Consider the following 24,584-nt stretch of genomic DNA (forward strand, 5'->3'; position numbering starts at 1 on the left):
CATCGGCCACCGGGTCTGGCCGCAAAGCACGGTCTGGCGTCAGCGGACGGGCTCAGCGGGCGCGTTCCCCGGGGCGCCCGTGCGGCTTGCGGTCGGGCGGAGCGGCTTGGGGCGCAGCGTCACGCGGCCCATCAGCCACTCCACCGGCCCGGTGCCGACCCAGCGGTCCCAGCACCAGGACAGCACCAACGGCAGGATGACCACCATCGCCCAGCCCAGCGGGTCGAAGTGCGACGGCAGCACCCGCTCGTGCGTCGCGACCCACCAGGCGATCAAGCCGACGTGCAGCAGATACAGGCTCAGGGCGTGCCGGCCCCAGACCTTGAGGGGCGCGAAAACGCGGTCGCTCACCGTCCGCAGCGCGCCGGACGACGTCGCCAGCAGCACGACGGCGACGGTCACCGCGAGCACCAGGCCGGCGTCGTGCAGGGTGTCGACATAGTTGCCGGAGAGCCGGAACTCGCGTCCCGTGAGCTTTTCGGCGAGAGGCCGCGCCACGTAGGCGAGAGGCGCTGCTGCAGCCATGGCCCACAGCAGCGGTCCGCGGCGCAGACCGTGCCGGATGAGGAGCCCTCCGAGCAGGAAGAACGGCAGGAGGTTCGTCAGCCGGTACGACCCCCCGAGCGCGACCATGTCCGCGAAGAAGCGCGTCACGGGATCCGCGGTGTAGATCCAGGTCTGGGTCCGGGCGAAGGCGTTGAGCGGGTCGCTCGCCAGCACCACGACGAGCGCCACCACCGCGACCCAGGCGGTCCGGAGATGGAGCACTGGCACGCCGATGATCAGAAGCAGGCCGAGATAGGCGAGCACCACCATGACCCAGGTGCCCCAAGTCGCCATCCACAGACCCAGCACGATCAGGATCACCCCACGGAGCACCTGCTGCAGGTAGGTGCGGCCCGCGCGGGACGAGGCGTTCCAGGTCAGCTGGGCGGACATCCCCATGACGAGGGCGAACAAGGGCGAGGCGAGATCATTGATGTTGCCGACCGCGAACTCCACCGCCCGGGGAGCATTCGGATGGAATCTCGCCGCGTGGGCGATGAGCATGGCGATGATCGCGACGCCGCGCAGCACATCGGGCACGGGCAGTCGCTGAGACAGTGATTTCATGTGTTCCCCCTGACATGGTCCCCTTCATCCTAAGGGCCCTGTCGAGCGTCCGGGCAGCCCTCGCCCACTCGCAACCGCCCAATAGATGAGACGAAATAGTCCACACTCTGGACTTCAGGCTACGCTGGGACCGTGTTGGGAGTTCTCGCCGGTTTCTTCGTGGTCTGGGCCATCATCGGGGTGGGCTGGTTCGTCGGCCGCCGCGGAATCCTCGGACCGAACGCCGGCCAGACCCTCAGCCGCCTGGCCTTCTTCGTCGCCAGCCCCGCACTGCTGTTCGAGACCCTGTCCAAGGCGCGCCTCGAGGACGTCCTCGGCCCGCAGCTCGCAGTGGCGGCCATCAGCGGCACCGCCGTCGGGATGGCCTACCTCCTGATCAGCAAGCTTCTCCTGAAGCGCGACAGCCCGGAAAGCATCATCGGCGCGATGAGCGCCAGCCAGGCGAACAGCGCCAACCTCGGCATCCCGATCGCGGTCTACGTGCTCGGCGACGCCTCGTACGTCGCTCCCCTGCTGATTTTCCAGCTCGCCTTCTACAACCCGCTGAACCTGATGCTCCTGGATGCGACCCTCGGCGGGCGCAGCACGCGGCAGAACCCGGTGGTCAAGTTCTTCCTGATCATCCTCCGCAACCCCGTGATCGTCTCCTCCGCGCTGGCGCTCGCCCTGTCGGCCCTGCACCTCCGACTCCCCGATCTGGTGCTGCAGCCCATTCACTTCATCGGCGGCGCGGCCGTCCCGGCGATGCTCATGTCGTTCGGCATGTCACTGAACGGCAACCGTCCGCTCGCGGCGGCGAGCGGGCGCCGCACGGACATCCTGGTGGCGTCGTCCTTCAAGCTGCTGCTGCACCCGGTGCTCGCGTTCCTGGCGGCACACTTCATCCTGGGGCTCGACGGTCATGGCCTGTTCGCAGCCACGATCGCCGGGGCACTCCCCACCGCCCAGAACGTGTTCGTCGCGGCGAACCGCTACCAGCAGGGCGTGACGATCGCCAAGGACACCGTGCTGATCACCACGATCATCGCAGTGCCGGCCATGCTCGTGATCGCTGCGTTCCTCCACTGACCGTCAGCGGAGGACGAGCTCGTTCACCCGCGGGGCCTTCGGCCCCGACGTGAACAGGATCCGGACCCCGGACACCGCCCATGAGGGATCCACAGCGAAGGCCGCGTACGGCGTCCCCGCCTGGACCGCCCCGAGGTCCACCCAGGAGCCGTTCCGCAGCACCTGGACCGTGCCGCTTGTCGCCCCGACCACCTCGACCTGTCGCGCGGATACCGGCGCGTCCAGTGTGCGCTGTAGGAACGAACCAGACACCGGAGTCGATGCCGCTTGATAGGCGGTGCCGGGATCGGCGTCGAACGCCGCAGGCGCCCCTTGACCGGGCACGGAGGCCAGGTTGCTCGTGGCCGACGACGGCGCCTCCGCCTGGATCTCGCGGATCTTCACCCACTGCCCGCCGGAATTCGGCGCGGTCGCGCGCCAGCGCACGTACCGCGCCTGCACCGGCGCGTCGAAGCTGTACTGCACGAGCGGCCGTGCCGTGAAGGTGCCCGCCGTGGTCCACGTGACCCCGTCGGCCGAATATTCGAGCGCGGCGTTGTAGATCATGTCGCCGGTCTGGGTGTCGCTGTCCGACTGCCGCACCACGATGGACCCCACCGGCTTCACGGCGCCGAGGTCGAGCTGCACGGCGCTGCCCGCGACGGGCGCCTCGTTCGACCAGTAGAAGGTCTGCGGATCACCGTCGGTCATGCTGCCGGCGCCGTAGGTGGAGTACGTGCCCAGGGTGCTGGTGGCGGTACCAGGGTAGACGGCTGACGCCAGCGGGGTGGCGCCGAGCCAGTCCCGGTAGATGCCGGCGGCCTTGGAGCTGAACGCCTCGAATGCACCGTCCCCCACCGAGGGAGTGATGACGTTCTGGACCACGGCGCCGCCGTCCCCGAGGTCCGCGACGGTGGGCTCCTTCGCCGCCTCCACGGCCGAGGAGGCGGCGAAGTACTCCGCGGTCGCGGTGGTGCCGTCGCCGGCGTCGAGCGCCTTCAGCATCGCGAGCTGATGCCGCAGAGCGGTGCCCCACAGCGCCGCGGCGTCGATCCAGGGCTTGGAGTCCCGCGCGAAGCCGGGCTGCGCCATGCGAGGGAGCGTCTGCGGGAGCCGTTCGATGGCAGTCAGGCGGGCCAGCAGCGCCGTCGCCGCCCCTGGGTCCTTGCGGTCCCGGGCCGCCCAGAAGTCCTGCATGTCCTTGCTCAGCGCCGGGGCGTTCTCGGTCCCGGAGCGGTAGGGCCAGTTCTGATTCAGGTCGGCGAAGGTGTCCAGCGCGGCGCGCGTCCCGGCGTCGGGACCGGCCAGCTCACGGAGGGCGGAGGCCATGGACTTCGCCGGGTCATAGGCAGGACCGTTCCACGTGTAGTCACCGTAGCCGGCGAGGGCAGGGAGCGAGGCGTACGGTTCGATCATCGGGTTGGACGTGATGCCGTCGATGTACTTGTAGAGCTCCGGATCGCGGCCCGTGAGGGGGTTCAGGAAGAGCCGCCCGCGCTGGCCGTCATTGACCGGGAAGTTGTCCCAGATGTACAGGTGCTTCGTGGCGTACGAGGTGCTCGCACGCTGCACCGAGGCCGTGGTGATGGTGTCGGAGAAGACGCCCTCACCGGTCCACTGGACGCGGATGTCCGGATCCAGACGCGCACCGAATTCACCCTTGTACGGATCGGGGCCCGAGCCGTTGTAGTTCGTGGGGACCGTCTGGAGCGGCGGGAGGCCGTGCGGCTTGATGTACTCCTTCTCCAGGCGGTTCAGGTAGTCGGCCTGAGCGTCGGCGAGCCAGTGCCAGTTCCCCTGATCGGGGTACTTGGCCTTGTCCGCGGCGCAGTGGAAGGAGAGCGGGATGTCGTCCAGCGCGACGTAGAAGGACTGCACCCCGAGCTTCCTGAGTTGCTCGAACTTCGCCACCGTGGCCTGGAAGTCCGCATCGGAGGAGTAGCAGATGTCGTTTCCAGGCGAGAGCGCGAAGGTGAAATCGACATGCTTCGCGTTCGCCCCCTTGACGAGCTGATCCATACGATCCAGGTCCGCCCCGCTGTACAGCGTGCGCCATTGCGCGCGCAGCAGGGCGTCGTCCTTCGGGGTGTAGATGTACGTGTTCAGCTTGTGCTCAGCGTAGAAGGCGAACTGGTCCAGCCGCGCCTGCTGCGACCAGGGAATTCCGTAGAACCCCTCGATGGCGCCGCGGATGGACATCAGCGGCCAGTCGCGCACGACGACGCCGGGCACTGACTTCCGCTGGACGAGCTGCCGCAGCGACTGGGCGGCATAGAACGTGCCGCGGATGTCGTAGCCGTTGAGGGCGATGACGGGGCGGCCTTCGTAACGCCCGGAGGTGAGCACATACCCGTCGGCCCGGAGGCCCGCGGCGTCCTTGGCCCCCATCCCGGCGACCACGTGGGAGATGGCAGGGTTGTCCTGCACGGTTCCCAGGTAGATCTCCTTGCCCGCCGAGCGCGGCGTCGCGGAGATCTCCGGCTTACCGCCGGCCTGCTGCACGATGGCGCGGACCGCGTCCACCGTGGGCTGGTCCGCGTGGCTCCCGGTAACGATGGTGACCTTGCCGGTGAGCGGCACCGCCTCGCCCCTTGTCTGCATCGACTGGGGCGCGGGAAGGATGGCAGGTGGCGACCCCGGACTCTCGGTGGCGGCTGGACTGGTCGCCGGAGTGCCCGCCGACGCCGGGGCGGCTCCAGCGCTCAGCCCGCCCAGTGCGAGGGTGACTGCCAGAGCCATCGTCCCGCCGCGCCGTGAGACGCGATGCGGCGCCGCGCTCTCCTGTGAGTTCCTGATTGATCTTCCCATCGACACCATGCGAGATCCTGCTCTCTATACCGGTTAAGGAATCACAAAGATGCTATGACGTAGATCACTCTTTGGCTAGGGGGGCCTGTGATGACAGACCCCTCACCTCATCTCCTCCCGGGCCGCTTCGTACGCCAGCCGCCCAGTTGCCCGAGCAGCATCGCCCCGAAGGCCAGGACCAGCCCGACCACCTGCAGTGGCCCGAACGTCTCACCCTTGACCAGGACCCCCAGCCCGGCCGCCATGAGGGGCGAGAGGAAGCCGAGGAGCGAGGCCCGCGTGACCGGCAGTTTCCCGATGGCCCAGAACCACAGCGCGTACGCCAGCAGTCCGCCGACAAGTCCCAGCCAGAGGTAACCGCCCAGGGCGCGGGGGCCGACGTCGGCGGGCAGGCCTTCCACCAGCAGCGTGAGCGGGAGGAGGAACAGTCCGCCGGCCGTGAGCTGCCAGCCGGCCATCGCGAGCGGTCGGACGCCTGCGGGACGCCCCCACTTCTTGGTCAGCACCACGCCCAGGCCCATGGAGGCCGTGCCCGCGAGACCCGCGAGGACGCCGACGGCGTCAAGGCCGGCGGACCGCCCCAGGACCACGAAGCCCACGCCGACCGCACCCACCACGGCCCACGCGAGGCGCCAGAACACCAGCTTCTCCTGGAGCACCGCGACCGCGAGGAAGGCCACGAGCAGGGGCTGCGCGGCGCCGAGCGTCGCGGCCACCCCGCCGGGCAGATGCGCCGCGGAGATGAACAGGAGCGGGAAGAAGAAGCCGATGTTCAGCAGCCCCAGGACGGCCGCCCGGAACCACCACACGCTATGCGGGAGCGCGCGTCCGAGGGCGAGCGCCACCAGTCCGGCGGGCAGCGCGCGGGCCAGCCCCGCGAAGAGCGGATGGCCGACCGGCAGGAAGTCGGTGGTCACCAGGTAGGTGGTGCCCCAGGACAGCGGCGCCAGCGCCGCGAGCACGGTCACGAGCGCCAAGGGCAGCGCACGACGCCGCGTGGCCGGGCCGGGCGCGGCGGCTTCGGCCGGGCCACCCGGACTTCCCGGGCCGGGGGCGCCGGGGACCGTCACGCCGGTGCCGGCAGAAGTCTCAAGAGCTGGTGAAGTGGTCATGCCTCCACTCTGGCCCCGGTCGCATCAATGAGTCCAACACATGGATTTCATGCCAATCATGAATATTCTTGATGCATGGACTTGCAGCAGATGCGGTACGTCGTCGGCATCGCGGAGACCGGGAGCTTCACCCGCGCCGCGGCCCGGAACTTCGTGGTCCAATCGGCCCTGAGCCACCAGATCGCGGCGTTGGAGCGCGAACTCGGCGTGCAGTTGTTCATGCGCTCCAGCCGCCAGGTCCGGCTCACAGAGGCCGGCGAGGCGTTCCTCCCCCACGCCCGTGCCGCTCTCGATGCCGCGGACCGGGCCCGGAATGAGGCGGCAGCGGCCCAGGGCACGGTCAGGGGCACCCTCCGGATCGGCGTGATCCCCACCGTCACGGCCGTGGACCTGCCGTCCGTGCTCAAGGAATGCCGTACGCGCTTTCCGGAACTCGTGCTCGCAGCACGGGTCGCCAACAGCGAGGAGATGATCGCGGAGGTGCGGGCCGGGACCCTGGACATCGGCTTCCTGGGACTCCTCGACGGCACGCGCGTGGAGGGCGTGGCGCAGCGCGTCCTGACACGGGACACGCTGGCCGCGACCCTCGCTCCGGAGCACCCCCTCGCCACGCGGGACAGGCTCTCCCTCACCGACCTCGCCGATGAGCCGTTCGCCGACTTCCCGCGCACCTCCGCGGGGCGCAAACAGAGCGACGCGGCGTTCGCGCGTGCCGGCGTCGAACGCCAGGTGGCCTACGAACTCGGATCCATGGACCTGACCCGCGAACTGATCGTCAGCGGCCTCGCCGTGGCGCTCCTGCCGAGCCGGTACGCGGCGGCGATGCCCGGCGTCGTCGTGGTGCCGCTGGTTGAGGAGACCGTGCGGCACGAGATCCTCATCTGGGACCGGCTGCACCCGAGTCCGGCCGCGCGCGCGTTCACCGAGCTCGTCGCGGAACTGCGCACGCCCTGACCGACGACGGCGGTCCCCCGCCGCAGCTCATGCGTCCGGCAGGACGTCGAAGCCGGATCCGCCGGTCGGCGGCACCGGCTCGGACCGGACCGCATCCACCCGGGCCCAGCGAGGACCGTGGTGCGCCCAGGCCACGAGATCGGCGAGGCGCTTCGGATCGCCCTCGGCTTCGGCCTCGACGGAACCATCCGCGCGGTTCCGCACCCAGCCGCTCACGCCGATCTCCTCCGCCGCCTGGCACATGGCGAAGCGGTAGCCCACGGCCTGGACCCGCCCCGTGATCAGCAGTCGAATCCGTTCCATGTCCTCATGATGACCCGCGGCGCAGCCGTTGGCGAGACCCGGCCCCGCGTCGGTGCGGTTGAGCCCCGCTCAGCCCTGGCCGAGCGCGATCTGGCCCAGCAGTTCGGCGGAGCGCAGCTTGGCCTCGGTGCCCGGGGCCTGGTGGGCGACGATCAGCTCGTCGGCGTCGGCGTGCTTCGCGAAGCCCTCCAGGTACTCCAGAACGGCTGCGGGCTCGCCCACGGCGGAGTACTTCACCATCTCCCGCAGGTGCTGGCCCTGCGGGGCGTCGAGCACCAGATCGGCCTCTTCGTCGGTGAACGTGTGACCCCGGCCGAAGAAGGTCTGCACGCGCTGGCGGAGCGCGTCGCGGAGGAGATCCTGGGCCTGCGCGGTCGAGTCCGCGGCCACGACGTTCACGCCGGCGATCACATACGGCTCGGCCAGCTGCGCGGAAGGCTTGAACTGCTCGCGGTAGATGCGGACCGCGTCCTGCAGGGCGGCGGGGGCGAAATGGGATGCGAACGCGTAGGGCAGACCGAGCGCGGCAGCGAGCTTGGCGCCGAACAGCGAGGATCCGAGGATGTACAGCGGCACCTGCGTGCCCTTGCCCGGAGTGGCCTCGACGCCCGGGATCAGGGTGCTGTCGCCCAGGAAGGCCTGGAGTTCCTGAACGTCCTGGGGGAAGGTGTCGGCGGCCATCGGGTCGCGGCGGAGGGCCCGCATGGTGTTCTGGTCACTGCCGGGGGCGCGGCCCAGGCCGAGGTCGATGCGTCCGGGGTGCAGGGATTCGAGGGTGCCGAACTGCTCCGCGATGGTCAGCGGCGAGTGGTTCGGCAGCATGATGCCACCGGCGCCGAGGCGGATGGTCTTCGTGTGGGCGGCGACATGCGCGATCAGCACGCTTGTGGCCGACGACGCGATGCTGGCCATGTTGTGATGCTCGGCGTACCAGACGCGGCTGTAGCCGGCGTCCTCCGCGAGCTGCGCCAGGGCCACACTGCCATCCAGGCTCTCCTTCACACTCTGGCCGGGGCCGATCGTGGCGAGGTCCAGGATGGAGAGCTTGAGGGTCATGACTGCCTTTCGTCGACGTTGCAGGCCGGGATCACCGGCCCCATGGGCGACAACGACGACGCGCGGCCGGGCATTCCTGTGAGATCCGCCGCGTGCCGCACAGGACGGTTCAGCGCACCCGTTCGGCGCCCCGGATCCTGTCGAGCTCCTCACGGATCAGGACGACGGCCCACCCGGTGTCCGCGTCGGCCGGCTGATGCAGCAGATGGAGTCCCAGGCCGTCGCAGAGGGCGAGCAGCCGCCGTCCGTCATGGCGCGGGCCCTCCCCGGACGGGTCCTCGTCCCGCAGGAAACCGGCCAGCCGGATGAACAGGTCCAGGAGGCGGGCGTGAGCGTCATCGCGGGCGCGGGCGAGTCCGGGGTGACCCGGGGTCTCCGCGATCAGGGCCATGTTGAGTTCGAATTCGCGGCGGGTGTTCGGGGTCAGCGGCAGGAGTTCGCTGATCACGGCGAGGACGTACTCCACCAGGTCCGCGCCCGGGACGAGCGCGGAGACCCGCTCCGTGGCTCGCTCCACCATGAGTTCGGCGGAGAACTCGAGCAGCTCGGACTGCGTCGGGAACAAGTGCCGCAACGAGCCGACGGCCACCCCGGCCCGGGCCGCGACCGTTCGGACGGACACGGCGCTGATGCCCTGTTCCAGGACGATCTCCCAGACCGCCTCGGCCAGTCGTGCTTTGCGCTCCTCGCGCGGCGTGTATCCCACTCCGTCATCCTAGTACACTCGTACTAGCATCAAATTGGTACGACCGTACCAATACCTGTCGAAGAGCGTCTGATGCTGTGAAGCGAAAGAGGAGACCCGATGATCATTCCCGGCGAAGCAGCGGGGGCACTGCTCCTGCTCGCCCTCACGGATTCGCTCAGCTTCGGCACGCTCCTGGTGCCGGTGTGGCTGCTCATGGCTCCGGGACGGATGCGACCAGGACGGATCGCGCTGTACCTGGGGACGGTGGCGGTCGCATACTTCGCCGTGGGCATCGTCCTCATGACGGGCGGCGGCCTGCTGCTCAAGAACGCGTCCGGCCTGCTCGACTCCACCCCGGCTCAGTTCCTTCAGCTCCTCCTCGGCGTGACGCTGTTGGTCCTCAGTTTCGCCCTGGACACCAAGGCCGCGAGGGCACGTGCCGCCGAGCGCGGAACGCAGTCCGGGAGGCTCCGGCGCTGGCGCGACCAGGCCATGGGTGAGGACAGCGGGGCCGCCGCGCTCATGGGGCTGGCGGTGAGCGCCGTCGTCGTGGAGATCGCGTCGATGCTGCCGTATCTCGCGGCCACCGGCATCATCACGACGCAGACGGCGGACCAGCCGACGGCGCTCCTGGTCCTGGCGCTCTACTGCCTGGTGATGATCGCGCCCGCGGTGGTGCTCACAGCGGGCCGGCTGTTCGCGCGGCGGCTCGTCGAGAAGCCCCTGGAGAGACTCGATGCCTGGCTCACGCGCAGGGCACGCTCCACCACGCTCTGGATCATCGGGATCGTCGGGTTCCTGCTCGCCGTGCACGCCGCCAAAGCGCTCGGGTGGGTCGCGTGACACACCCCCGGTCCCCTCAGAGGCAAGCCTCGAGAATGGCGATGCCACGGCGCAGCACAGCCGTCAGGGCGTCTCGTTCCTCCCCCGAGAAGACCGGGGTGAAACGCTCCCCCGCAGGCGTCAGCGACTCCAGGTTCATCCCGGCGGACAGCTTGTCGTAGCACCGCTCGGCCACCGGTCCCCGGTCGGCCAGGTCCGCACCCACGCTGGAGGCCACGTCCCCGAGGAGGTTCCACGTCTCCACGAGGCGGGAACAGGCGTCGTCCCGTATGGGCCCGGCCGGCACATCCTCCACCGCATCGAGATCCACGATCAGCGATTCCTCGTCACGGTCGAAACCGAAGCGGGTGGCGAGCTCCTCGAGCCCTTCCTCGGTGCGGGCATGGACGATCCGGCCCTGCTCCACCGCGACCCCGTCCGGCAGCGCGGCGTCGTCCGCCACGTCCTCGGACTGCCAGACCAGCCACAGCCGCTCACCCCGGAGAGTGACGCCCACGGGATACGAATTCCTCATCCCTGCACAGTAGTCCCACCCCGGGCTCCCGGGGCGGGTTTCTGCGCTCCGGAGGCCCGTCACGGAGGGACCCACTCTCCGGAACCACACGCTTCCAGATGACCTTTCCGCACGCCCGATGACCCCGTGTGCGACGCTCGGTGACGCCGTGATTCCCCGTGTTTCCGCGCGTCTCGCATCGTGTCGAACGGCTTTGACGAGGCACTCCGGCGACCGTGAAAGTTGCTGCACCAGCTCTACTTTCGAAAGGTCATCATGAGCTCTGCAAGATCAACCGCTGCGGCCGCCGTCGTCCTCCTCGCCAGCGTTTCCGTGGGGCTCAGCGCCTGCTCAGACCCCGGCGCGAACGCCGCCGGGAACAAGGACGCGTCGCCCACACCCTCCGCCACCGTCTCCGGCAAGGTCTTCAACCTGACGCCGCAGCAGGACCGCTTCCCCGTCACCGCCGATCCCGCGGCCGCCGCCCTGGTCCCGGACGCCGTGAAGGCGGACGGGAAGCTGGCCGTCGCGGTCAGCCCCTTCGCGGCGCCGCTGGCCGTCTACGCCAACGACGACAAGACCCCCGTGGGCAACGAAGTGGACATCGCCTTCGCCGTCGCGGAGAAGCTCGGCCTCAAGGCGGAAGTCGTCCCCACCACCTGGGAGAACTGGCCGCTCGGCGTCGCCTCCGGCAAGTACGAGGCCGTCATCTCCAACGTCACCGTGACGGAGGAGCGCAAGGAGAAGTTCGACTTCGCCAGCTACCGCAGCGACAAGCTCGGCTTCTACGCCAAGAGCGACAGCTCCATCAGCTCGATCGAGAAGCCGGCCGATGTGGCGGGCAAGAAGATCATCGTGGGCTCCGGCACCAACCAGGAGTCGATCCTGCTGGCCTGGGACGCCGAGAACAAGAAGAACGGCCTCGCCCCCGTCCAGTTCCAGTACTACGACGACGACTCGGCCTCCTCGCTGGCCCTCCAGTCCGGCCGCGCGGACCTCACCCTCGGTCCCAACGCGACCGCCGCTTACAAGGCGGCCAAGAACGGTCAGACGAAGCTCGTGGGTCTCCTCGACGGCGGCTGGCCGCTGAAGGCGAACATCGCCGTCGGCACCAAGAAGGGCAACGGCTTCGCCAAGGCCGCGCAGGCCGCCCTGAACGACCTCATCAAGGACGGCACCTACGGCAAGATCCTGGACCGCTGGGGTCTGAAGGAGGAGGGCATCCCCGCCTCCGAGCTGAACCCGCCGGGCCTGCCGAAGAAGTAGCCCCCACCGACGACGCGAGCCGCCAGTAGATGCCCGAATCCTGCACGGATAAGGGCATCTACTGGCGGCTCGCGGCCGTGAGAGACGCTGTTAGATCAGCGCGTCCGACAGGTGATTCGGCGTGCCGAAGCGGTGCGCGGTGATGGAGACGGCCTGCTCCTTGAGGAAGGTCAGCAGCTCCACCCGGCCCGCGGCGACGACGTCGTTCGCGTAGATCGCGACGTCCGGCTTGCCGTCGGCCGCCTCGGCGGTCGGCAGCACCGGAGCGCCGATCAGTCGGATACGGGCCGAGGACTCCGGGCCGTTCTTCGCGGCGAGACGGCCGACGCGGACGGCCCACGCGGCGTCGTCCTCCAGGATGACCGGCATGCCGGCGGCGCTCAGTGCCTGCACGACGGCGGCGGGCAGCTGCTCCGCGGAGCTCACCACGGTGCCCTCCGGAGTGCGTCCGCCCCACGCCGTGGCCGCGGCGGCCGCGACGCGGACCAGCTCCGCCAGGCCCCTGCCGGAAGCGCCGGACTCGAAGCGGATCGTGGCCGGGACGGCGTGGTAACGGAACACGTTGCGCTCGGCGGTCAGGCCGGAGGCGTCACGGGCGGCGCCGAATTCGGCGCCCCAGGCGACGGCGTCGGAGGCGAGGGCGCCTTCGAGCCACGCGAGGTCCTCGGCGCCGAGCTCTGCGGAACGGGCGGCCGCGAGGAGGCCACGGGCCGCGGCGGTCGGGGCGCCGGCGGCGGACACGTCAGCGTCCTTCCAGGAGCCTAGACCCACGAGGTAGTTCGGGCCGCCGGCCTTGGTGCCCGCGCCGACCGCGGACTTCTTCCAGCCGCCGAACGGCTGACGGCGCACGATCGCACCCGTGATGCCGCGGTTGACGTACAGATTGCCGGCCTGGATGTTCTGCAGCCAGTAGTCCAGCTCGGCCGGGTCCAGGGAGTGCAGGCCGGAGGTCAGACCGTAGTCGATCTCGTTGACGATCGCCACGGCCTCCTCCAGGGTCTCGGCGGTCATGACGCCGAGGATCGGGCCGAAGTACTCGGTCTTGTGGTACTCGCTGCCGCGCTTGACGCCGGTGCGGACGCCCGGGCTCCACAGCTTGCCGGACTCGTCCAGCTTCTGCGGCTTGAGCAGCCACTGCTCACCCTCGCCGAGGGTGGTCAGGCCGCGCAGGAGCTTGCCCTGGGCCGGCTCGATGACCGGGCCCATCTGCGTCTGCGGGTCCACCGGGTAGCCGACCTTGAGGGACCGTGCGGCGTCCTCGAGCTGCTGGTTGAAGCGGCGGGACGTGGCGACGGAGCCCACCAGGACCACGAGGGAGGCGGCGGAGCACTTCTGGCCGGCGTGGCCGAACGCGGACTGGACGACGTCCTTCGCGGCGAGGTCCAGGTCGGCGGACGGGGTGACGATGATGGCGTTCTTGCCACTCGTCTCGGCCAGCAGCGGCAGGTCCTTGCGGAAGCTGCGGAACAGCTCGGCGGTCTCGTAGCCGCCGGTCAGGATCAGGCGGTCCACGGCCGGGTGCGAGACCAGGCGGGTGCCGAGCTCACGGTCGGCCAGCTGGACGTACTGGAGCACGCTGCGGTCGATGCCGGCCTCGTCGAAGGCCTCCCAGAGGGCCTCGACCATGACCGCGCCGGAGCGGCGGGCCTGCTTGGCGGGCTTGATGACGACGGCGGAACCGGCGGCCAGCGACGCGAGGGTGGAGCCGGCCGGGATGGCGACCGGAAAATTCCACGGCGGGGTGACGAGGGTCAGCTTGGAGGGCACGAAGGTGGCGCCGTCCACGTGGTCGAGCTCCTTGGCGAGCTCGGCGTAGTAGTGCGCGAAGTCGATGGCCTCGGAGACCTCCGGGTCGCCCTGGTCCAGGGTCTTCCCGCACTCGGCGGCCATGACTTCGAGCAGCTCGGCACGGCGGGCCTCCAGGCGCACGCCGGCGCGGTGCAGGACCTCGGCGCGCTGGGCGCCGGTGAGGGAGCCCCACTCGGCGCCGCGCGCGACGGCGGTGGCGATCACGGCGTCGAGCTCTTCCGCGGTGTTCAGCACGTGGGAGTCGGCGGTCGCCAGGCCGAGAGCGGTGCCGGGCACGCGCTCCAGGATGGCGCGGCCCCAGGTGCGGTTGGCCGGGAGGTCCGGGTCGGTGTCCGGGGTGTTGTCGAAGCTGAGGGTCGGGCCGCCGAAGCCGGCCTCGCCGGTGCCGAGCGCGGCGCGGGACAGCTCCTCCTCGGCCAGGGCCGCGGCGTCGAACGCGGTGCGGTCCTGGACGCGGTTCGGGCCGGGAACGGTGTCGGTCAGAGCTTCCAGGGAGGCGAGGAAGCGGTTCTTCTCGCGCTCGAACAGGCCCTCGTTCTTGTCCAGCTCGAAGACGGCGGACATGAAGTTCTCCTGGCTCGCGCCCTCCTCGAGGCGGCGGATCAAGTAGGCGATGGCGACGTCGAACTCACCCGGGTGCACGACGGGGGTGTAGAGCAGCAGCGAGCCGACGGTGCGCTTCACGGCTTCGGCCTGGCCGGTCGCCATGCCGAGCAGCATCTCGAACTCGAGGCCCTGCTTCACACCGCGCGCCTCGGCGAGCAGATGGGCGAGCGCCACGTCGAAGAGGTTGTGACCGGCGACGCCGATGCGGACGTTGGCGATGTGCTCGGGGGTCAGCGCGTAGTCGAGGACGGCCTTGTAGGACGTGTCAGAGTCCTGCTTGGTGCCCCAGGTGGCCAGGGGCCAGCCGTGCAGATCGGCGTCGACCTGCTCCATGGGCAGGTTGGCGCCCTTCACGACACGGACCTTGATGGGGGCGCCGCCCTGGGCGGTGCGGGCGGCCGACCACTCCTGAAGGCGGATCATCGCGCTCAGGGCGTCCGGGAGGTAGGCCTGGAGCACGATGCCGGCTTCCAGGTCCTTGAACTCCGGGCGGTCGAGGAGCTGGGTGAAGACCGCGATGGTCAGCTCCAGGTCCTTGTACTCCTCCATGTCCAGGTTGATGAACTTGCGGGGGCTGGAAGAGGCGGCCAGGCGGTACAGCGGCGCGAGCTTCTCGATGATGTGCTCGACGGCCTCATCGAACGCCCAGTGGTTGTGCGGGGCGACCGTGGAGGAGACCTTGATGGAGACGTAGTCGACGTCGGGGCGCGCCAGGAGCTTCCGGGTGCCCTCGAGGCGGCGGGAGGCCTCGTTCTGACCGAGGATCGCCTCGCCCAGGAGGTTGACGTTGAGGTGGATGCCGGGCTTCTTGATCTTCTGGATCGAAGCGCCGAGCTTGGCGTCCGTGGCGTCCACGATCAGGTGGCCGACCATCTCGCGCAGCACGCGGCGGGCCACGGGGATGACGACGCCGGGCAGGACCGGGGCGAGGGAGCCGCCCAGCGCGACGGCGGACTTCATGTACCAGGGCAGGAACGCCGGAACCTTCGGGGCGAGGGCCTTGAGGTTGCGGGCGGCGACGCTCAGGTCCTCGGGGCGGACGACGCCGTCCACGAAGCCGACGGTGAACGCGAGGCCGTTGGGGTCCTTGAGGACGCCGGCCAGCTGAGCCGCGGAGGCGTCCACGGGGATCCGGGAGCCCTCCTCGAGCCAGCGGCGCACCAGGGCGATGGCCTCCGTGGCCAGGTCCTGTGGCCTCACGGATGGCAGTTCGACACGAGCAGGGGTGGTCATGGCGCTCCTTGCACTTCAGTGTTGTCCGCCGGTTCCGGGTTGCGTCACCGGGGGCGGAGAGAGGGGGGTGATCGGCGTGCCGTGATTCGACTGTGAACCGTGCCGCCGGATCGATCTGATCATCAGTATGCGCCTAAAGGAAAATTAGGAAAAGTGATGTTTTCTGTAGGATATGGATCAGCTTTAGTGAACTATCCGCCCGGGCCCCGCGAGGGCCGCCGGCACCCCTGAGTCCACCCCTGAATCGAGGCCCTCATGCTGGAGATCCGCAGGCTCCGACTGCTCCGCGAACTGAGTATCCGCGGGACGCTCGCCGGGGTGGCCGACGCCCTCGCGTACAGCCCGTCGTCGGTGTCCCAACAGCTCGCCCTCCTGGAGAAGGAGGTGGGCGTGGAACTCATGCGGAAGTCCGGACGCGGGGTGCTGCTGACCCCGCAGGCCCAGCTGCTGGCGGAGCACACGGGCGAACTGCTGGACGCCTTCGAACGGGCCGAAGCCGCCGTGGCCGCGAGCCAGGACGAGATCCGGGGCACCGTGCGCATGGCCGTGTTCCAGAGCGCCATGCTCGCCCTCCTCCCGGCGACGCTCCAGGCCGTCGCCGAACAGCACCCGGCGCTGCGGATCGAGATGGTGCAGTACGAACCGGAGACGGCCCTACACGAGACCTGGGCCCATGGCTTCGACCTGGTGGTCGCGGAGCAGTATCCGCATCATGCCGCACCCCATCTGCCCGGCCTGGACCGCAAGCCCCTCGTGGAGGACGCGATCCGGCTCGCGGTGCCGCCGGAGAACACCTTGCAGCAGCTCACGGACGCCGCCGACCTGCCGTGGGTCATGGAACCCCGCGGCGCCGCCACCCGGCACTGGGCGGAGCAGGCCTGCCGGCTCGCGGGGTTCGAACCCGATGTCCGGTACGAGACCGCCGACCTCCAGGCGCACATCAGCCTGGTGGAGTCAGGGCATGCGGTGGCGCTCCTCCCTGATCTGATCTGGGTGGGTCGCACGCAGTCGTCCGTGCGGCTGGTCGATCTGCCCAGCGCACCCCTGCGCACCGTGTTCACCTCGGCCCGGCTCGCCAGTGTGGGCCACCCGGCCATCACCGCCGTGCGCGACGCCCTCGAGGAGACCGCCCGGAGGCTGGACCCCTCGGGGGCATGAGGGCATCGAAGTTCGCAGGACGCGCCCAGGGCGCACTTCGGGCGCAGTCCGGCTGCTGTCGCCGCAGTGCGCGGCGGAGCCTTCAGCCGCGCGGTGGCAGCGGGTTCCGGAGGGCGGCGATGCTCGCGCCGAGGAACTCCTCGACCACGTCCAGGTCCTCCCGGTCGAATGAGCGCACGACGGCGGCGAGCGCTTCGGTCTGGTGCTCGACGATCGAGCGCAGCAGCGATTGCGCACGCTCCGTCGGGAAGAGCAGGTTGGCGCGGCGGTCCCGGGGCGCGGGCTCCCGCCGCAGATAGTCGGCCCGTTCGAGACGGGACACGAGGATGGTGGTCGACGCCGAGGACAGCCCGAGCTGCTTGCCGAGCACGCTCGCCGTGACACCCCACGCATCGCTCTCGATGAGCAGGTACTCCAGGGCTGCGAGGTCGGTGGCGTTCACCCCGAGTTCGCGGCGCATGCTTTCGCGCGCCCTCTCGGCCGCCACGGTGAACTCTCGGAGGAGCTTGAGGGTGTCGCCCGGGTCGCTGTTGTCGCCGTCGTCTTTCCAGTGCTTGTCGATCAGTTCGAGTGCCATCGAAAGATCAGCCTTTTCCACATCGATGTGCTTGCGCGGTCCGCACCGGGGCGCGGCCAGGGGCCGCAGCCGAGGGCGGGGAGGCCCTCGGGGCCGGCACACTCACGATGCTGTGGGTCGATGCCGGCCCCGACGGCGCAGGGAGAATCAGCCAGGGTCACTTGCCCTTGAAGGCGTCCTTGACGTCCTCGCCGGCCTGCTTGACGTCACCCTTGGCCTGCTGAAGCTTGCCTTCAGCCTCCAGCTTGTGGTTGTCCGTCGCCTCGCCGATGACTTCCTTGGCCTTGCCGACCGCCTGATCGGCAGCGTTCTTGGCCTTGTCGATGAAACTCATGATGCTCGTCCTTTCGTTCGGTGATGGATTCGCCCGAGGATTCCCACCCCGGTCAGAGTGAGACCAGAGACGCCGACTCGGGGAGCCGGTGCAGCCTGGAGGCGGAGCCGCTCTCCACCGCGAACCGGATGTGGCGCTGGACGAAAGCACCGCCCAGCACCTCCTCCAGGTCCGGGATGAGACGCTGCTCCACGAGGGCCATGGCCGCGACGGTGGTCGACGATCCGGCCACCGTGTACACGGCGTGGAGGACCCAGCCGTCGTCGTGCCGCTCGAGGCGGACTTCTGCATCCGCAAGCGCGGTGCTCGCCCTGGCCGCGTTCTCCGCAGCCCTCGCGAGCACGATCTGCCGACTCTCCATGCCATCTCCCGACTTCTCAGGTCCTGCCCTTCAGCAGACATTCCCCGGAAACCAGGAATCTCTGGTGTTCCCGCCGACCTGGGCCGACCGGAACTTATGAAGCTAGGCTAACGTATATCTCGCTCATCGAGCTAGTTGTAGATCGAACTTATTTTTCGATGGCTGGAATCGGGAGCGGGAGCGGCGCCGGAAACGCCGGCACTGGGGTCCAGTTCATCGCTCACCGCGTGAGTGCACGAGCGGGGCTGATCTGAGTCGCGCGGATGCCGGGATGAATCCCCGCGAGAATGCCTGCGACGATGCCCGCGGCTATGGCCAGGAGGGGTGCTGTCGGGTCGATGATGGGCACCCAGTGGTTGGCGAGTGAAACAGCGATGGTGACGACGGTTCCGGCGACGGCGCCAGCGGCCCCGCCCAGCAGGCCGATGCCGGCGGATTCCCCAACGAGTTGCCAGAAGATGTCGACCCTGCGTGCCCCGAGCGCTCTCCTCAGGCCGATTTCCGGGGTTCTGAGGACGACTCGCACGGCTGTGGTGCTCGCGATCGAGATGGCCCCGATCAGGAGAATGACAACGCTCACGACCAGGCTCAGGAGGGTGATGCTGCCTTCGACCGCTTGGCGGAGCGTCTGAGAATCGGGCGGGGCGACAACCGTGACGGCACCCGGATTGGTGGGGGCGACGGCGAGGGCGGCCTGGTCGCCGACTTGGGTGGCAGCCCCAGGCGCGGTTTCCAGCAGTATTTTCCGGGCGATCTGTGCACCGCGGAACGCTTCCGATCGTTCCAGGAAGGTGATGGGCAGGAGAAGGGCTCCTTGAGTGCCTGGTTCGCGATTGACGTCTGCGTAGATGCCGATGACGGTCAGACCTGTATCACCGACGAAAATTGCCGGGCCCGGCGCGGCGATGCCGAGTCGATCGGCGACCGTCTTGGAGAGCATCACGACGCTGTCGGCTCGTTTTACGTGACCGTTGTCGAAAGTCCTCCCTGCGATCACTTTCGGCGCGATGGCGGCCAGTGCTCCGTCATCGACACCGTAGGTGTCAACCGGAACGGGGTCGCTCTCGGGAAGGAACAGTCGGCGGTATGACACAGCGCTGGCGACCGAGATCCTTCCGCCGTGCAGCACCCCCGAGATCGTGTCGGCCCGAGCAACAGACGCGGACGTGTACCACCGGTCGAGAACGGCCTCGGCGTCGAAGGGGTCCGCCGGAGGCGCAGCGGTGATGGACACCTCTGTTGCCCGGCGGGCATCGAACTGACTGGAGACCTGGTGGCTCGCCGTACCCGTCAGTCCCAGGGTAGCGACGAAGGCGGCGCATCCCAGCAGCGTTCCCAAGGCCGCAAGAAGGGACCGGGCAAGGTCCCGGAAGACGGATCGGTAGGACTCACGCAGGATATCGACGAGACCGAGCCGGCTCGGCTTCAATGCGAGCCCAGGTGCTCCTGATGCAAGCCGTCGCAACATCACAACAGGCCCCCACCCGGGCCAAGGCGTCCATCCTCAACATGGACGACCCGACTGAGCTGGGCTGCCAGTGCCATGTCGTGGGTGACCATGACCAGGGTCTGTCCCAGCTCGTTGAGCTCGAAGAGGGTCTCGATGACGGCACGGCTGTTCTTCGAGTCTAGGTTACCGGTCGGCTCATCGCAGAAGAGCACCTCTGGCTCGAGGCAGAGAGCCCTGGCGATGGCAGTTCGCTGGCGCTCACCGCCTGAAAGGTCTCGTGGATCCGCGAGCACCCGGTGTCCGAGTCCAAGCCGTGCCAGCGACTCTTCGGCACGGGTTCTGCGGTCCCGTGCAGGGAGCCCCGAGTACATCATCGCGAGCTCCACGTTCTCCACCACGGAACGCTGAGGCAGCAGGTGGAAAGCTTGAAAGACGAACCCAAACTTCTGGCCGCGAATCGAGCACCGCTCCGTCTCCGTGCACGAAGAGATGTCCACCCCGGCCAGGGAGTATGTGCCGGTGGTGGGGACGTCAAGCAGTCCCAGGAGGTTCAGCAAGGTGGACTTTCCCGAGCCGGAAGGACCGACGATCGCCACCGACTCTCCTTCCTGGATCGTGAGATCCGAGGGGTGAAGAGCCGTGACAGGAGAGCGACCCGGATACGTCTTGGAGATGCCGCGGAGTTCCACAAGCGCGCTCAGTTGATGCCTCCGTCCGATGATCCCAGGATGACGTCGTCGCCGGCCCTGAGACCTGAGCCCTCCTCGAGCTGGACCGTGCCTTCGACGTTCGCCCGGATCCGCACCGGGATCTTCTGATCCGGGTGCTTGAGAGGGATGACGTAGGTTCCGCCCTGCTGGTCAGAGTAGATCGCAGTGATCGGCAGCGTGAGTCCGCGGGTGGGGGTGGCGAGGGTGAGTTCAAGTTTCAGCGAGCCGCGGCCCGCACCGGTCGGTTGCGCTCTGCTGCCCGAGGCGAACAACAGATCGATGCGAATTCCTGTGCCGAGCCCGGCGAGGTCGCCGATGGCGGAGCCGACCTTGGTCACGGTCACCGCGTACTGCGTCCCGTCTTCTTGGTACAGGACACCGGTCATGTCGTTTTTGATCCTGGCAGCCCGGTCCGCGGTAGCTATCGCCGCCACGCTGGGACTCTGACCATCCAGGCGCAGCAGTACCGTGCCCGCGTCGATCTTCTGGCCGACTTTCAAGGGCGCGGACGTCACGGCGCTGCTCGCACGGGGAATGGTGACGATATCCCGGGCAGGCACATATGGTCCGCTGGCAGTGCCACCGGACGGGTTCGACGATTCTGCCCCTTGGGCGGGTGTCTGAGCCGTCTTGGAGAGCGCAGGAGTCTGCTCGGAGGTTTTCGGCAGCGTGTACCCCAGGTCGGCATACAGCTGCGAGGCTCCCGACAAGGTCGCCGTGTCAAACGTTCCCGTTGACCCGCTCAAATAGCCAAGTTCGCCCAGGCTCTTCTGCAGTTCTCTCACATCCGGACCCGCGTCACCAACGTGAAGATCCCGGTAGGCAGGAAATGGCCAGTTGAACGCGATCAGAGGCTCTCCGTTAGCCACTGCCACGACCGTTCCAGTCGTCACTGTGACCGGCGATGGACTGGGCAGGCTCGTGACCACCATCCCGGCCGCGCTCAGCATGTCCGTAGCTTTTACGTCGACCGTCGCCCCCGGCAGGACCAGGGCGCGGAGTACGACTTTCGAGGTCAACGTCTGATCCACGACGCGGGCTGAGATTGGCTCGGGCGGAGGTGGCGCCGCGTCCGCCGCCACCTGCTCGGGCGTTCGCAAGGCTGGGAAAACCATGGTCGTCAGAACGATGCCGACGATCACCAGTCCGGCCAACACCGCTGCCGCTGTCCACGCCTTGCGTCGACGATGTGCGGGTTCGACCGGCCTACTTCCCATGGCTCTGCAAGGCGGCTGATGCTGACTTGGCCAGCGCCGTGATCTTCGGGTTCAGCTCATCCAACGCGGCTTCGTTCTGCGAGACCGCCGTCGCCTCGGCTTGGTGAATGTCGTTCAGCCACTCATCGTGGGCACCCGTTTCGACCGAACAGTGGTACATGGCCGCTGCCGACTCGCTCTCTTCCTTCGTCGGCACGTAGGGTTTCGCCGGAACCGCGGGGGAGATGATCACAGCGTTGCCACTCATCCCGGACCCGTCCCGGCGTGGCTGTGGGGGCTGCTCCCCCATCGGGACCTGGAAATCCACGTTCCAGTCGTTGGCCTTGTTGGCGCCATTCGGATCGACGGGGTATTTGCCCTTGTTCATGCAGGCGAAGACCTTGTTGGTGAGGTCTCCTTTGGCCTTGCCTGCGATGGAATCGATGGATTCGGCCAGGGTATTCCCGAGCTGCGTGTACTTCTGGATAGTCCCCTCCCGATCCTCGAATGCGGCAAGGGCCTTCTGGGCGCAGTCGTTCATGACGGGCCCGATGGCCGGGTCCAGCGTCATCACTATCGGCTCAAGGGCCTGTGCCGGCGAGCCATAGCCCTTCGTCCGAGCATCTTGCTCAGAGTCGAACCAGGGAAGTTCGCTATAGGAGGCGAAAGTGGAAGCGAAATCGGGGGTCTCAGCCATGCCACGGAAGGCATTTGCTTTCTGAGCCGGGAGAACCTTCAGGAATTGCGGGTACCCGTTCTCAGCGAGACACCCGTACCTGAGTTCGTTGTAGGCGGAGTTGATAGCCAGAAGATCAGCCGACTTATAGGTGGCATACGGGTCACCCCCGCCGTCTACTCCCCGACCGCTTCCGGTACTGGGAGAGTTCACGTGGTCCGGCTGAACCGCCGGAGAGGTATGCGGTGACCCACAAGCCCCTACACCGGCAAGGACTCCAGCCAGGGCGAATACCACGGTGATGATCTGCTGTTTCTTCATTTTCACTTCACTTTGTCTCAGGAGGACGCCATCATCCAGGGTGTTGGGCACCCGTGGGTGCCCAACACCCTGGGGCCCTTACGGCCAGAGCTTTACAGCCAAGGTGTTGACGTAGGGCGGGTCGAAGTCTCCGCGGAAATTGTGAGGCCGCGCATTCGACCAGTACTGCTTCCCGTCAGAGATGTTGTAGTAAGCGATCTGCCCCGAGTTGTTGCCGGTCCACAAGGAGTATGTGCGTCCCTGCCAGGTATCCATCTGACCTTGGTTTGCAAAGCACAGATCTGTCGGCTGGTCGTACCCATAAATTTCGTAGTACGCCTTACCGGAACAGGTCACCGAGTTCGTTGCGTTGGCCGCGGGAGCGGCCACCATCAGCGAGCCGGTCACCGCGCATGCACCGGCGGCCACAGCCAGCATTGCCTTCTTCAGTTTCACTTTCCCTGCTTTCTTGACCATCAGGCCAGGCCTGATCGATGTGATGAGGTACGTCAACAGGTCGTCAACGCCGGCGCTCAGTGCCTCTGGCTCGCGAAAGCTCGGTCACCTCGTCGTGACGTGCAGATGAACAACGAGGACAAGACTGGAGCCCTGTCCATCCCAGACCGGGGCAACCACCAGGCTCCACTCAGGCCCTCGTTGGACGGCCAGTTCCACACCTCAACCCCGGAAGTATCCCGGCCCAGCGATACGCACTGAACCGGGATACCCGTCAGACCAGACGGCCTCATCTACCGGGGTTGGCCCCGAAATTATTCCTGGTCCGGTGTCATCATCCGACCCTTTGGCACGTTACGTCAAATGTCCAACATTTTGAGCCGACTCGGCTGTTTTCCCTGTTCATCCGTGGTTTACTGCGCCTCGCGCTCCGTACTCGCCCAGGACCCCTCGCTCCGCCGTCAGGCTCCCACTCCCCCGAAACGTCGTCGGCCGGCACCCCGAGAGGGTGCCGGCCGACGGGAGCGGCGGCAGAACGCTCAGCCCCGCGCCCGCCGACCGTCGATCAGCCGGGGCACGTCCAGCGGGTTCTCGTCCCGCAGGGCTTCCGGCAGGAGGTGCTGCGGGAAGCCCTGGTAGGCCACGGGCCGCAGGAAACGCTCGATCGCCGCAGTTCCCACGGACGTGCTCCCGGAGGCGGTCGTGGCCGGGTAGGGGCCGCCGTGCTGCTGCGCATAGGTCACGGACACCCCGGTGGACCAGCCGTTCCACAGCACCCGGCCGGCCTTGCGGGCCAGCACCTCCACGAGCTCCGCCACCTCGCAGGTGTCCGTGCCCTGGATCGTCGCAGTCAGCTGCCCTTCGAAACTCTCCGCGAGCGCCACCAGCTGCGCTTCATCCGTGTACGTCACGACGACGGCGGTCGGCCCGAAACACTCCGCCTGCAGCGCGTGCGGATCTGCCAGCATGTCCTCCGCCGTGGTCAGCAGCAGCGTGGGCGACGGCGGATCGGAGAGGGGATCCGGCCCTTGCGCCAGGACGCTCAGCTTCGGGTGACCCTCCAGGTCTTGGAGCACCTCCGTGTAGCCCGCCTGGATGCGGTCGTTGAGGAGCGGCGCCGCGTCCGGCAGCACGGCGTCACGGAGCCGGCTCACGAGGGTGGACTCCGCCGGGACGAACAGCGTCCCCGGCTTGGTGCAGAACTGGCCGCTGCCCATCGTGAACGATCCGATGAAGCCCTCGACGATGACTTCGGCCCGTTCGGCGGCCGCGGCTTCCGTGACGAACACCGGGTTGTTGCTGCCGAGTTCCCCGTAGAACGGGATGGGCGTGGGCCGGGAGGAGGCGATGTCGAACAACGCGCGGCCACCGGGGATGGAACCGGTGAAAGCCCCCGCCGCGATCCGCGGGTCCTTCAGGGCTGTCGCCCCGGCCTGCGTGCCGAACAGCAGCCCGAAGGCCCCCTCCGGCGCCCCGGCGGAGGCCAGTGAAGCGGTCACGACGTTGGCCGTCAGGCGGGACAGCTCCGGGTGGCCGGAATGGGCCTTGACCAGCACCGGGCAGCCGGCCGCGAGCGCGGAGGCGGTGTCGCCACCGGCCACCGAGAACGCGAACGGGAAGTTGCTGGCCGAGAACACCAGGACCGGCCCCAGCGCCTGCTTGACCCGGCGCAGATCGGGGCGGGGCGCGCCCATGGGCCACTCCGGGTCCGCATGGTCGATCCGGGCGTCCAGGTACCCGCCGTCGCGCAGGTCCTGAGCGAAGAGCCGCAGCTGGAAGGTGGTCCGCTTCAGCTCGCCGGTCAGGCGGCCCTCGGCGAGACGGGTCTCGGCCTGGGCCACAGGGATCAGCTCCCCGGCTGCGGCGTCGAGCCCGTCGGCGACGGCCTCCAGCAGCACTGCGCGCTCGGCGGGCCGGAGCGCGGCGAGCGGTGCGGCCGCGGCGTGAACACCGGCCAGCAGGCGCTCGAGCTCCGTCTCGCTGGTGGCTTCGGTGGTCGTGATCGGGGCGTGGGAAGCGCTCATGAAAAGTCCTT

The 24,584-nt window shown here is 68.4% G+C and carries 22 protein-coding genes; 5 read left to right on the forward strand and 17 right to left on the reverse strand.

The window, feature by feature from the left end; genetic code table 11:
• Positions 1–39: 39 nt before the first annotated feature.
• The gene (locus BLV63_RS01240; protein ID WP_074783922.1) at positions 40–1,113 is read right to left on the reverse strand and encodes a heparan-alpha-glucosaminide N-acetyltransferase domain-containing protein; all 1,074 of its coding nucleotides are present in this window, start codon (positions 1,111–1,113) and stop codon (positions 40–42) included.
• 132 nt (positions 1,114–1,245) lie between these two features.
• Between BLV63_RS01240 and BLV63_RS01245 the strand changes: the two genes are divergently transcribed.
• Positions 1,246–2,181 (forward strand): AEC family transporter, encoded by a 936-nt coding sequence (locus BLV63_RS01245; RefSeq protein ID WP_066216607.1) that lies wholly within the window; start codon positions 1,246–1,248, stop codon positions 2,179–2,181.
• 3 nt (positions 2,182–2,184) lie between these two features.
• On the opposite strand, the gene BLV63_RS01250 is transcribed toward BLV63_RS01245, so the two are convergent.
• Entirely contained in the window at positions 2,185–4,899 is a 2,715-nt protein-coding gene (locus BLV63_RS01250) for a glycoside hydrolase family 84 protein (RefSeq protein ID WP_074783924.1), read from the reverse strand.
• Positions 4,900–5,075: 176 nt separating this feature from the next.
• A complete protein-coding gene (locus BLV63_RS01255) occupies positions 5,076–6,080 on the reverse strand; it encodes an EamA family transporter (protein WP_082724285.1) in 1,005 nt (334 codons plus the stop codon).
• Positions 6,081–6,155: 75 nt separating this feature from the next.
• On the opposite strand from BLV63_RS01255, the gene BLV63_RS01260 reads away from it, so the two are divergent.
• The gene (locus BLV63_RS01260; protein ID WP_066216604.1) at positions 6,156–7,034 is read left to right on the forward strand and encodes a LysR family transcriptional regulator; all 879 of its coding nucleotides are present in this window, start codon (positions 6,156–6,158) and stop codon (positions 7,032–7,034) included.
• A gap of 27 nt (positions 7,035–7,061) precedes the next feature.
• On the opposite strand, the gene BLV63_RS01265 is transcribed toward BLV63_RS01260, so the two are convergent.
• From BLV63_RS01265 to BLV63_RS01275, 3 genes are all read right to left on the reverse strand, one after another.
• A complete protein-coding gene (locus BLV63_RS01265; protein WP_066216602.1) occupies positions 7,062–7,337 on the reverse strand; it encodes an acylphosphatase in 276 nt (91 codons plus the stop codon).
• 69 nt (positions 7,338–7,406) lie between these two features.
• Complete coding sequence (locus BLV63_RS01270; RefSeq protein WP_066216600.1) at positions 7,407–8,393, reverse strand: LLM class flavin-dependent oxidoreductase; 987 nt, start codon at positions 8,391–8,393, stop codon at positions 7,407–7,409.
• Between the two features lie 109 nt (positions 8,394–8,502).
• Positions 8,503–9,099 (reverse strand): TetR/AcrR family transcriptional regulator, encoded by a 597-nt coding sequence (locus BLV63_RS01275; RefSeq protein WP_066216597.1) that lies wholly within the window; start codon positions 9,097–9,099, stop codon positions 8,503–8,505.
• A 99-nt stretch (positions 9,100–9,198) separates the two neighbouring features.
• Between BLV63_RS01275 and BLV63_RS01280 the strand changes: the two genes are divergently transcribed.
• A complete protein-coding gene (locus BLV63_RS01280; protein ID WP_074783926.1) occupies positions 9,199–9,924 on the forward strand; it encodes a GAP family protein in 726 nt (241 codons plus the stop codon).
• A gap of 16 nt (positions 9,925–9,940) precedes the next feature.
• Here BLV63_RS01280 and BLV63_RS01285 read toward each other — a convergent pair whose 3' ends face one another.
• Entirely contained in the window at positions 9,941–10,438 is a 498-nt protein-coding gene (locus BLV63_RS01285) for a hypothetical protein (protein WP_139244616.1), read from the reverse strand.
• A 255-nt stretch (positions 10,439–10,693) separates the two neighbouring features.
• Here BLV63_RS01285 and BLV63_RS01290 point away from each other — a divergent pair, with 255 nt between their 5' ends.
• The gene (locus BLV63_RS01290; protein ID WP_066216722.1) at positions 10,694–11,683 is read left to right on the forward strand and encodes an ABC transporter substrate-binding protein; all 990 of its coding nucleotides are present in this window, start codon (positions 10,694–10,696) and stop codon (positions 11,681–11,683) included.
• A gap of 90 nt (positions 11,684–11,773) precedes the next feature.
• On the opposite strand, the gene BLV63_RS01295 is transcribed toward BLV63_RS01290, so the two are convergent.
• Entirely contained in the window at positions 11,774–15,331 is a 3,558-nt protein-coding gene (locus tag BLV63_RS01295) for a proline dehydrogenase family protein (protein ID WP_066216591.1), read from the reverse strand.
• Between the two features lie 255 nt (positions 15,332–15,586).
• Between BLV63_RS01295 and BLV63_RS01300 the strand changes: the two genes are divergently transcribed.
• Positions 15,587–16,489, forward strand: coding sequence for a LysR family transcriptional regulator (locus BLV63_RS01300; protein WP_066216589.1), 903 nt, complete (start codon positions 15,587–15,589; stop codon positions 16,487–16,489).
• Between the two features lie 82 nt (positions 16,490–16,571).
• Here BLV63_RS01300 and BLV63_RS01305 read toward each other — a convergent pair whose 3' ends face one another.
• The 9 genes from BLV63_RS01305 to BLV63_RS01345 all read right to left on the reverse strand — a co-directional run bounded on the left by BLV63_RS01305 (position 16,572) and on the right by BLV63_RS01345 (position 24,573).
• Complete coding sequence (locus BLV63_RS01305) at positions 16,572–17,066, reverse strand: MarR family winged helix-turn-helix transcriptional regulator (RefSeq protein WP_066216587.1); 495 nt, start codon at positions 17,064–17,066, stop codon at positions 16,572–16,574.
• A gap of 157 nt (positions 17,067–17,223) precedes the next feature.
• Positions 17,224–17,400 carry a CsbD family protein gene (locus tag BLV63_RS01310; RefSeq protein WP_066216585.1) on the reverse strand — a complete coding sequence of 59 codons (177 nt, stop codon included), beginning with the start codon at positions 17,398–17,400 and terminating at the stop codon, positions 17,224–17,226.
• 52 nt (positions 17,401–17,452) lie between these two features.
• Positions 17,453–17,761 (reverse strand): hypothetical protein, encoded by a 309-nt coding sequence (locus BLV63_RS01315; RefSeq protein ID WP_066216581.1) that lies wholly within the window; start codon positions 17,759–17,761, stop codon positions 17,453–17,455.
• Between the two features lie 220 nt (positions 17,762–17,981).
• Complete coding sequence (locus BLV63_RS01320; RefSeq protein ID WP_066216578.1) at positions 17,982–19,190, reverse strand: ABC transporter permease; 1,209 nt, start codon at positions 19,188–19,190, stop codon at positions 17,982–17,984.
• A 38-nt stretch (positions 19,191–19,228) separates the two neighbouring features.
• A complete protein-coding gene (locus tag BLV63_RS01325; RefSeq protein ID WP_306306614.1) occupies positions 19,229–19,900 on the reverse strand; it encodes an ABC transporter ATP-binding protein in 672 nt (223 codons plus the stop codon).
• 8 nt (positions 19,901–19,908) lie between these two features.
• The gene (locus BLV63_RS01330) at positions 19,909–21,063 is read right to left on the reverse strand and encodes a hypothetical protein (RefSeq protein ID WP_139244617.1); all 1,155 of its coding nucleotides are present in this window, start codon (positions 21,061–21,063) and stop codon (positions 19,909–19,911) included.
• A 64-nt stretch (positions 21,064–21,127) separates the two neighbouring features.
• Entirely contained in the window at positions 21,128–22,165 is a 1,038-nt protein-coding gene (locus tag BLV63_RS18250) for a hypothetical protein (protein ID WP_139244618.1), read from the reverse strand.
• Positions 22,166–22,192: 27 nt separating this feature from the next.
• The gene (locus tag BLV63_RS01340) at positions 22,193–22,570 is read right to left on the reverse strand and encodes a hypothetical protein (RefSeq protein WP_139244619.1); all 378 of its coding nucleotides are present in this window, start codon (positions 22,568–22,570) and stop codon (positions 22,193–22,195) included.
• A 518-nt stretch (positions 22,571–23,088) separates the two neighbouring features.
• Complete coding sequence (locus tag BLV63_RS01345; RefSeq protein ID WP_066216564.1) at positions 23,089–24,573, reverse strand: aldehyde dehydrogenase (NADP(+)); 1,485 nt, start codon at positions 24,571–24,573, stop codon at positions 23,089–23,091.
• Between the last annotated feature and the right edge of the window lie 11 nt (positions 24,574–24,584).

The organism is Arthrobacter woluwensis, assembly GCF_900105345.1.
Taxonomy (GTDB): Bacteria; Actinomycetota; Actinomycetes; order Actinomycetales; family Micrococcaceae; genus Arthrobacter_E; species Arthrobacter_E woluwensis.